The organism is Aquirufa sp. A-Brett2-W8 (genome assembly GCF_054558755.1).
This window is the reverse complement of record NZ_JBPXKS010000016.1, coordinates 1-571: the sequence shown is the minus strand read 5'-3', so window position 1 is coordinate 571 and position 571 is coordinate 1. Positions and strand designations below refer to the sequence as shown.

Annotated in this window: 1 protein-coding gene; it reads right to left on the bottom strand. The window is 42.4% G+C overall.

The features are described 5' to 3' along the window. On the bottom strand, positions 1–207 hold a 207-nt coding region (locus tag ACST13_RS11050; RefSeq protein ID WP_459523258.1), incomplete at its 3' end, for a hypothetical protein. Between the last annotated feature and the right edge of the window lie 364 nt (positions 208–571).

Sequence of the window (571 nt, the reverse complement as noted above, 5' to 3'; positions counted from 1 at the left end):
ATCCACACGAAGACCGTGGAGGAGGAGCACTTTAAGTTGAGGATTGTCAAATGTAGGTGCGGCTGAGAGGTCATACGGGATCGAGTATCGGGAATAGTACTCATCTAGAAAATGATTTCTAAAAGAAGTGCTCCTCATCCGAAGACGCCAAATTTGATGCGCCGTCGAATCGGGGAATAGTTCGAATAATTTCGAAATTAATGACATCTTCAAGCCTTATCAGTGTGAGTTCGTAAAAGTCTACGACTGAACATGATGACCATCTTGACTCCGCGTGGGGCTGGATGATTACCCGGAATTTGTGGGAGAGTTGATGTCAAGTTTGAGAACTTTTCTAGTACAGAAAAGTTCATTTGAAAGGTTATTTTTGTCAATTAAATCCAAAATCGCTAGTTTTCTACCCGATCAGGCCATCCATCTAATTTGGCGGGCTCTAAGGCATGCGCCTACTTCAATGATGAGAATTTTTGGATCGTACTTTGGCCTTTTCGATAGGGGAGAGAATTGGTCAAATTCAAATGCAACTTTGAATAAAACCCGTGTATTAGTTATTCACGGGCTCGAGCCAGAA